General features: G+C 48.0%; 1 protein-coding gene, 5 tRNA genes and 1 rRNA gene (1 of these 7 running past the window's edge). All 7 read right to left on the minus strand.

Features of this window, described 5'->3' with window-relative positions; all coding sequences use genetic code 11:
- Window positions 1-236: 236 nt before the first annotated feature.
- Window positions 237-518 (minus strand): lipid II flippase family protein, encoded by a 282-nt coding sequence (locus ACX1C1_RS02915; RefSeq protein WP_458955677.1) that lies wholly within the window; start codon window positions 516-518, stop codon window positions 237-239.
- 261 nt (window positions 519-779) lie between these two features.
- Window positions 780-863, minus strand: a tRNA-Tyr gene (locus ACX1C1_RS02920).
- 9 nt (window positions 864-872) lie between these two features.
- Window positions 873-948, minus strand: a tRNA-Thr gene (locus ACX1C1_RS02925).
- Window positions 949-966: 18 nt separating this feature from the next.
- Window positions 967-1,043, minus strand: a tRNA-Asp gene (locus ACX1C1_RS02930).
- Window positions 1,044-1,053: 10 nt separating this feature from the next.
- Window positions 1,054-1,129 (minus strand) — tRNA-Val (locus ACX1C1_RS02935).
- A 4-nt stretch (window positions 1,130-1,133) separates the two neighbouring features.
- Window positions 1,134-1,208, minus strand: a tRNA-Glu gene (locus tag ACX1C1_RS02940).
- Window positions 1,209-1,373: 165 nt separating this feature from the next.
- Window positions 1,374-2,500 (minus strand): 23S ribosomal RNA (locus tag ACX1C1_RS02945); it runs 1,810 nt beyond the window's last position.

The following is a 2,500-nucleotide window of genomic DNA, read 5'->3' on the forward strand; positions in this document are numbered from 1 at the left end:
CTTTCATTCTTATCCCCCCGGATGAATTTATCCCTGCTAAAAAATGAAGAAAACCAACGTTTAGCATTCAGTGTAATCAATTTTTAATATTTTGTAAATTTATTATTCTTACTTCTTCGCGGTATGCACACGAAAATTGAAAGCGCTTAATTAAATCCAAGAAGTGAATTTATGCATGTATTATTATCGTATGCATAGCTAGTTACAAGTCTATATAAACTGAACCATTATCTGATTCAGTGTGCAGCCGGCACCAGCAATAGTTGAACCATTACTATCCCTAATAAAAGTGATATCATTAACAACCCAAAAACTTTGTTCAATGCACCTATCTTTTTTCCTCCTTTTAACACCTTATCGGTGAGTAGTCCAATTTGCGGATCTATTAATGACGTTAACAGAATAGTTGCCATACCATTTATCAACTCTGACGATTGAGATGTCGTGAGCGAAGTCTCCGTGCTATAAGTGGATGCCAGCCATGCCGCTAACACGCCTATGGTATATATAGCAGTCACGAGGATATTTAGTTAGGAATGCCTCCTACGTAGACGTGACAGCATTTCCTTCTTTGGTACCCGCAAATGTGTTCGGGCGTTCTTTAATTTACGAATCGTAACGGATGAAAGTAATCGTTGAGGTAATGAACCGGTTACTTCTAATTGAGCGATCAAGAGTATTGGGCTCAGAGTATCAAGAATTTAGTTTAAATACCTTGAAAATAAGAAAAAACCCTTAACGGGTAAGGGTTTCGATTGATTGATTAATTTGTAGCAAACTGGTGGAGGATGATGGATTCGAACCACCGAACCCGAAGGAAGAGATTTACAGTCTCCCGCGTTTGGCCACTTCGCTAATCCTCCAGAAAAACATGGTGCCGTCGAGAGGACTTGAACCCCCAACCTACTGATTACAAGTCAGTTGCTCTACCAGTTGAGCTACAACGGCACATTGATTGATAAAAAATGGCGGAGCTGACGGGATTCGAACCCGCGGTCTCCTGCGTGACAGGCAGGCATGTTAGGCCTCTACACCACAGCTCCAGGAATATAATGGTGGAGGATGACGGGATCGAACCGCCGACCCTCTGCTTGTAAGGCAGATGCTCTCCCAGCTGAGCTAATCCTCCATAATGGTGACCCGTAGGGGATTCGAACCCCTGTTACCTCCGTGAAAGGGAGGTGTCTTAACCCCTTGACCAACGGGCCATATACTATCTTCCAACTAGGACTCTAATGAATGGTTTTCATCAGAAAAACCACATCACTGTGGCAGGTAATCATCCTATGAGGATTACACCTTGAAAACTGGATACGAAAGGTTTGCTGAACCTTTAAGCTGTTGCTTATCGTTTGTATGAACAGATAAGCGTGTAGGATAAGCCCTCGACCGATTAGTATTCGTCAGCTCCACACATTGCTGTGCTTCCACCCCGAACCTATCAACCTCGTCGTCTTCAAGGGGTCTTACATACTGGGAAATCTCATCTTGAGGGGGGCTTCACGCTTAGATGCTTTCAGCGCTTATCCCGTCCGTACTTGGCTACCCAGCGGTGCTCCTGGCGGAACAACTGGTACACCAGCGGTACGTCCATCCCGGTCCTCTCGTACTAAGGACAGCTCCTCTCAAATTTCCTGCGCCCGCGACAGATAGGGACCGAACTGTCTCACGACGTTCTGAACCCAGCTCGCGTACCGCTTTAATGGGCGAACAGCCCAACCCTTGGGACCTACTTCAGCCCCAGGATGCGATGAGCCGACATCGAGGTGCCAAACCTCCCCGTCGATGTGGACTCTTGGGGGAGATAAGCCTGTTATCCCCAGGGTAGCTTTTATCCGTTGAGCGATGGCCCTTCCATTCGGTACCACCGGATCACTAAGCCCGACTTTCGTCCCTGCTCGACTTGTAGGTCTCGCAGTCAAGCTCCCTTATGCCTTTGCACTCTTCGAATGATTTCCAACCATTCTGAGGGAACCTTTGGGCGCCTCCGTTACATTTTAGGAGGCGACCGCCCCAGTCAAACTGCCCGCCTGACACGGTCCCCGTACCGGTTTCACGGTACTAGGTTAGAACTCCGATACGATCAGGGTGGTATCCCAACGGCGCCTCCACCTAAGCTGGCGCTCAGGCTTCAAAGGCTCCCACCTATCCTGTACAGATCGTACCAAAGTCCAATATCAAGCTGCAGTAAAGCTCCATGGGGTCTTTCCGTCTTGTCGCGGGTAACCTGCATCTTCACAGGTATTAAAATTTCACCGGATCTCTCGTTGAGACAGCGCCCAAGTCGTTACGCCATTCGTGCGGGTCAGAATTTACCTGACAAGGAATTTCGCTACCTTAGGACCGTTATAGTTACGGCCGCCGTTTACTGGGGCTTCGGTTCACAGCTTCGGGTTGCCCCTAACCGCTCCCCTTAACCTTCCAGCACCGGGCAGGCGTCAGCCCGTATACTTCGCCTTACGGCTTCGCACAGACCTGTGTTTTTGCTAAACAGTCGCTT

Source organism: Paenibacillus sp. strain BS8-2 (genome assembly GCF_054483835.1).